The organism is Natronospira sp. (assembly GCF_007134575.1).
In the GTDB taxonomy this organism is placed as follows: Bacteria; Pseudomonadota; Gammaproteobacteria; order Natronospirales; family Natronospiraceae; genus Natronospira; species Natronospira elongata.
Map to the genome: position 1 here is coordinate 1 of NZ_SLKM01000241.1, position 4,958 is coordinate 4,958.

Consider the following 4,958-nt stretch of genomic DNA (forward strand, 5'->3'; position numbering starts at 1 on the left):
AGGTGCGTCCATCATAGGCCGCCTGAATCGCCTCGAGTTCTGCTTGCGCCTCGAGCGCGGCCGCTTCGGCTTCCTGTGTTGCAAGCGCCGCCTCGTAATAGCTCGCGCTCCGGCCGACCTGGCTTTCGGGATTGGCGTTTGCAAAGGCCTGCATCGATGCGTTCGCCGCGTTCAGGCCCTGGAGTTCGGCCCGAAGCTGCCCGAATTCATTAGGGTGACCCAACGATTCCGAACGTTGCGCGCCGAGTGCTCGTCCTTGGGCGCTGGCTGTCTCCGCACCTCTGCCGCTGCCGGCACCGCTGACAGCACTCGCAGCGGCTGAATTGCCAACGCCACCGGCATTGCCGATGCCGCCGGGGTTGCCGACAGCACCACCGGCGTTGCTAGCGCCGCCACCTGCATTGCCGCCACCGCCACCACCTCCGCCGCCGCTGCCGCCGCCGGCACCTCCACCGCCAGCACCGCCGCCGCCACCGCCGCCACCGCCAGCACCGCCGCCGCCACCAGCACCGCCACCGCCGGCACCTTGGGCTTCAGCGACGTCTGCTGTCATGATCAGGCCTCCGGTTACCGGAAAAAGCGCCAGCGCAGAAACCGTGGCTGTCAGAAAGAGCGTTCTGATCGAGCGTTTCATCCTGGATCCTTCCTTTCCACATCTCCAATGATGGTATTCGAAGAGAGCGAGTCTCGCACCATCAGCTTAACCTCAGGGCAACGCGCCGGCTCCCCGGTTCCGAGACTTTCATCCGAACGACAGCCGAGTTACGCAGATTCCTGCCGAAACCGAACGGTCGATAGCCGGCAGCACTCCAGCGGAAGGGATGCCGGTCTTCCACAGCGCGTGGAGAGTGACGGTCGGCTTGCGGGCCACGGCCACGCGGACTTTCTTGAAGCCGACCTTTCTGGCCAGCCGGGGCCCTAGGCCTTCAGCGACGAAAAGGCGGTGCTTCTGGCCAGCCGGGTCGTTGCCGCCTCGTAGAGATGTTTGCGGGTCGCTGGCACCGGCGGCTGCGACTCGCTGCAGAATCTGGTTATGGCCGGGAAACTGCCCGCAGGCGAGGTGGAAGCGCGCTCAGTCTTCGAGGTGGTGCGCGGCTTCTTGCGCAGGCGCGACAAGCGCATCCGAGTGCCGACTTGCACCTAAAGCGGCAATCAGGGAACCTGTCCGCGTGGAGAGAGTTGGCCATTAAGCGCCAATGTATGAGGAGAATTCCATGACCAAGGGACTCGCAGCTGGTGTGCTCGTGACAGCGATGGCGCTGGCGGGCTGTGACCAGATGACCCAGACGGAGCGCACGGTAGTCGGCGGTCTCGCCGGTGCCGCTGTCGGCTTGGTGACGGCCGACTTCTTGCGCGCCGATCCGAACTGGACGATTCTCGCGGTGATGGCCGGGGCGACCGCCGGCGCACTGGTTGCGCGCAACCAGCGGACCAACGAATGCGCCTATGCCGTCGGCGACGGCACCTATCGTGTCCGCCCCTGCCGTTGAGTTGCGGCAAGCTCGAAACAGGCTGAGCTGGCCGCCCGGACCTTCGGGCGGCCAGAACCGCGAATGGTCGAGTGGTGGCAACTGTTGAAGGCGCTCGAATGCGACCCCCGCCTGCCTGCGACACCTGGCGCTCGAACAGCCGCTCGACGCGACGTTGGCGAAAGCGGATCACGACATCTTCGGCCCATTTGTAGCACAGGCCGCGCTTGCGAAGCCCCAGATGGACCTTGGCATTGTGGATCAACGGCGGATCGGTGAACCGGTATTTCCGCGCCAAGTGGCGGGTATGGCTGAAGGCGATACGCGCGGCGCGCTCGGCTTCCTCAGGGTCGATACTCTCGCCGAGGGAGAGGATCGCGTGGGTAAGCTCGGCGACCTTGCGCCGGTCCGCGGCAGGGGGCGTCCCCGCTCCGCTTAAGCCAGACTAGTCTGTCACAATCGGAGGGCGGGATCGCGGATGGGGCTTCGGCTGGGGTGCGTGAGGGTGCCGACCGGTCCGCCTGGGGGTGCCGGTTGGTCGTGCGACGGCTGGGACATCCGCTTCGCGAGCAGCCTGTCTAGCGGATCGGCGCTCAACGCGAGGAGCACCTCGCAGGCATGCTGCAGGCGCTTGTCGCTCGACGGCGAACGCAGAATGCGCCGTGCAGCCTCCAGCTGCTGGTTCCGCCGATCGGGACGGTGATCGATATCCTGGTCATGTCCTGTCGCGGTTTTCTGGCTCAGCATGGACCCACCCCTCACACAGAAGGAACCCCTGAGGAGGAATGATGCACCGATCCGGGTGATTCTGCCAAACCGCCTGCGCGGTTTCCCGCCGCCGCTTCATTCATCGACCGCGGCTCCCGGATCGGAAACGCCCCGACGACCACGGGTCACACAGCGCCGCCCGCGGCGATCGTGCCATCAGAATACCCGGACAGGCTGAACCGCGAGCGAGGACGAGAATGCCGGAACGGGTCGTGCCGGGGCTTGGGGCTGCGCGCCGTCTATGACCCCGGCCAGCGCAACTGGGACACGGATGTCAGGCCGATCTCGAGTCATCGCGGGCGCGGGCGGTTTTCCCCGTCGCCGAGGTTCTACAACCTCGCAGTGCCCTGCGAACCCGTCCCCCAGCAAGCGACCGGCTGGTCGTGGCGTACACGCCGGTCGGCCGTGCGCCGGGCCGCGATGGCGGACGCCACATGCTCGTTCCGAGAAATATCCCCGGAACAGCTGACTCGAACCGCGACCGCTATCAGCGCCTCAGCGTGCGGTGCAGGTTGATCCGGAGCCAGCACCGGCTGGTGAGCAGACCCAGCTTCCGCGCCCTGCGACTCGCACCACCTGGCGCCGGTCACTGTCCTTCATGTTCGCCCGCGCGGCCCGGGTCTTTGAACGATGCCAGTCGAAGCTGCGTGCATGGCCCGAATGCGCGACGCGCACGATCGATGCCGAGTCGGCCGAGGCTGCCGTCGCCCGTCCCGCGCCTGCCTCGACCGGCGCGGTCCCCATGAGAACCACCATGACACTGGCCACCAATCCGCCCACCAGAGTCGTCGTCATCTCGTTCCTACTCTTCCGGCCAATTCGGGACCGTTGCCACGGCACTGCCATCCGGAGGGATGCATGACATTCATACATCGGAACGATGGCCTCTTCACCCCCGCCTCGAAGGGTGTTGGCGAAACCTTGCCAAACCTTGAAGCGGCGGCCCTGGCGGCCGGTAACAGCGCCGATGGTTAAGGTGTCGGAGAGCAGGGTCAGCCGAGGCGGGTCAGATCTCGATGATAGCGCCCGCCACCCAAAGCCGGGCGGATTCTTCTGAACGCCTGCTGCGGCTTCTTGCCAACAGCTGGGAAGCGGGAGAAGTTTGTTTTGGCCTTCCCGGCCGGATATCATCTTTAAAAGGAGAAGACATGGCCAGATTGTATGACAGCCGCAAGAGAGTGCTGATCACCGGCGGTGCCGGATTTCTGGGCTCGCACCTCGTCGACCGGCTTCTGGCGCTCGGCCACGAAATTCTCTGCGTTGACAACCTGTTCACCGGCACCAAGCGCAACATCGACCACCTGCGCGCCCACCCGCGCTTCGAGTTCATACGCCACGACGTGACATTTCCGCTCTATGTTGAAGTCGACGAGATCTATAACCTCGCCTGCCCCGCATCGCCGATCCATTATCAATACGATCCGGTGCAGACAACCAAGACCAGCGTGCATGGTGCAATCAACATGCTGGGACTTGCGAAGCGCACCCGGGCGAAGATCTTCCAAGCCTCGACCTCGGAAGTCTACGGCGACCCATCCGTGCATCCGCAGCCAGAGGATTACTGGGGCAACGTCAACCCGATCGGGTTGCGGTCCTGCTATGACGAGAGCAAGCGCTGCGCCGAGGCCCTGTTCTTCGACTATCACCGCCAGTATGGCCTCAACATCAAGGTTGCCCGCATATTCAACACCTATGGGCCTCGCATGCACCCGAATGATGGCCGGGTCGTGTCGACCTTCATCGTGCAGGCGCTGCGCGACGAGCCGATCACAGTCTTCGGCGACGGCAGCCAGACTCGCTCGTTCTGCTATGTCGACGACCTGATTGAGGGCTTCCTCCGGCTGATGGAGACGGAGGACGGCGTCACCGGGCCTATCAACCTTGGCAACCCGGGTGAATTCACCATCCTGGAACTGGCCGAGAAGGTTATCGAGATGACCAACTCGCGGTCGAAGATCGTGCATCGTCCGCTGCCGGCCGACGATCCTAGGCAGCGCCGTCCCGACATATCGCGCGCTCACAGCATCCTGGGATGGGAGCCAACCGTGCCGCTCTCCAAGGGACTGGATCCGACTATCCGCCATTTCCGTGAGTTGCTGGGCGAGTCGGCGGCGCTCAGCGCGACGGGGGGGTGACGTCTTCCTCGCCCTGAAGGGTGACGCACTCCGAACGCTGCTTCGAGGCGTTCGTGCGGTGGCGGTTTCCTGACGGTCTGGCCTATCCCGTCTGCGGCGGCGCGCATGTTGTCGATCTCGGCGCGCGCAAGTCCATTGGCTGGATCAGCACGCAAGAGTGGCTGCCGACGACAGCGGACTGGATCAACGATGAGCCTGATCACCTTATCCGACCGCCCGATTGGCTCTGCGGGCCAAGGCGGCCAGTCAGTCGCCAGCTATCTGGAGAGCGCGGCTGAATGGCCGCCCGCCGCGCATCTCACCGCGAACCCGAGGTGGCCGGATTTCGCGCCGCCCACTGGCCGGCTTTTTCTCCGGCGTTGACACCGGGTCTCCATGCGAAATCCGCGCGGGCTTCCATGGAGAAGTAGACGAGCGCTTTTCTCTTTTTTTCAAATCATTAGAATCTAGAAGGCGCGTATCACGAGGGCGGCGGAATGGCCCTGTATTTCCCTCGGTCAACCTGCTACACCGCTCGGCGGAGACGTGGCCGAGTGGTCGAAGGCGCTCCCCTGCTAAGGGAGTAGACGGGGAACCGTCTCGTGGG

The 4,958-nt window shown here is 64.5% G+C and carries 5 protein-coding genes and 1 pseudogene; 3 read left to right on the forward strand and 3 right to left on the reverse strand.

Annotated elements, in window-relative coordinates:
- Nucleotides 1-171: 171 nt before the first annotated feature.
- Nucleotides 172-516, reverse strand: a complete 345-nt coding sequence (locus ACJWXQ_RS09510) for a hypothetical protein (RefSeq protein WP_406672687.1) — start codon at nucleotides 514-516, stop codon at nucleotides 172-174.
- Nucleotides 517-1,214: 698 nt separating this feature from the next.
- Between ACJWXQ_RS09510 and ACJWXQ_RS09515 the strand changes: the two genes are divergently transcribed.
- A complete protein-coding gene (locus tag ACJWXQ_RS09515; protein ID WP_406672688.1) occupies nucleotides 1,215-1,490 on the forward strand; it encodes a glucose-6-phosphate isomerase in 276 nt (91 codons plus the stop codon).
- 432 nt (nucleotides 1,491-1,922) lie between these two features.
- Here the strand turns inward: ACJWXQ_RS09515 and ACJWXQ_RS09520 are convergent, their stop codons facing one another.
- Together ACJWXQ_RS09520 and ACJWXQ_RS09525 are read right to left on the reverse strand one after the other, a co-directional pair.
- The gene (locus ACJWXQ_RS09520; protein WP_406672689.1) at nucleotides 1,923-2,216 is read right to left on the reverse strand and encodes a hypothetical protein; all 294 of its coding nucleotides are present in this window, start codon (nucleotides 2,214-2,216) and stop codon (nucleotides 1,923-1,925) included.
- Nucleotides 2,217-2,732: 516 nt separating this feature from the next.
- Nucleotides 2,733-3,032 carry a hypothetical protein gene (locus tag ACJWXQ_RS09525; protein WP_406672690.1) on the reverse strand — a complete coding sequence of 100 codons (300 nt, stop codon included), beginning with the start codon at nucleotides 3,030-3,032 and terminating at the stop codon, nucleotides 2,733-2,735.
- Nucleotides 3,033-3,385: 353 nt separating this feature from the next.
- On the opposite strand from ACJWXQ_RS09525, the gene ACJWXQ_RS09530 reads away from it, so the two are divergent.
- Nucleotides 3,386-4,372 (forward strand): UDP-glucuronic acid decarboxylase family protein, encoded by a 987-nt coding sequence (locus tag ACJWXQ_RS09530; protein WP_406672691.1) that lies wholly within the window; start codon nucleotides 3,386-3,388, stop codon nucleotides 4,370-4,372.
- A 95-nt stretch (nucleotides 4,373-4,467) separates the two neighbouring features.
- Nucleotides 4,468-4,650, forward strand: a pseudogene (locus ACJWXQ_RS09535) (hypothetical protein); the annotation flags it as partial.
- Nucleotides 4,651-4,958 lie beyond the last annotated feature (308 nt).

Bases quoted from the DNA above. Each gene is read 5' to 3' on its own strand.
- ACJWXQ_RS09515 (WP_406672688.1), top strand. From the start codon at position 1,215: ATGACCAAGGGACTCGCAGCTGGTGTGCTCGTGACAGCGATGGCGCTG.
- ACJWXQ_RS09520 (WP_406672689.1), bottom strand. From the start codon at position 2,216: ATGCTGAGCCAGAAAACCGCGACAGGACATGACCAGGATATCGATCAC.
- ACJWXQ_RS09525 (WP_406672690.1), bottom strand. From the start codon at position 3,032: ATGACGACGACTCTGGTGGGCGGATTGGTGGCCAGTGTCATGGTGGTT.
- ACJWXQ_RS09530 (WP_406672691.1), top strand. From the start codon at position 3,386: ATGGCCAGATTGTATGACAGCCGCAAGAGAGTGCTGATCACCGGCGGT.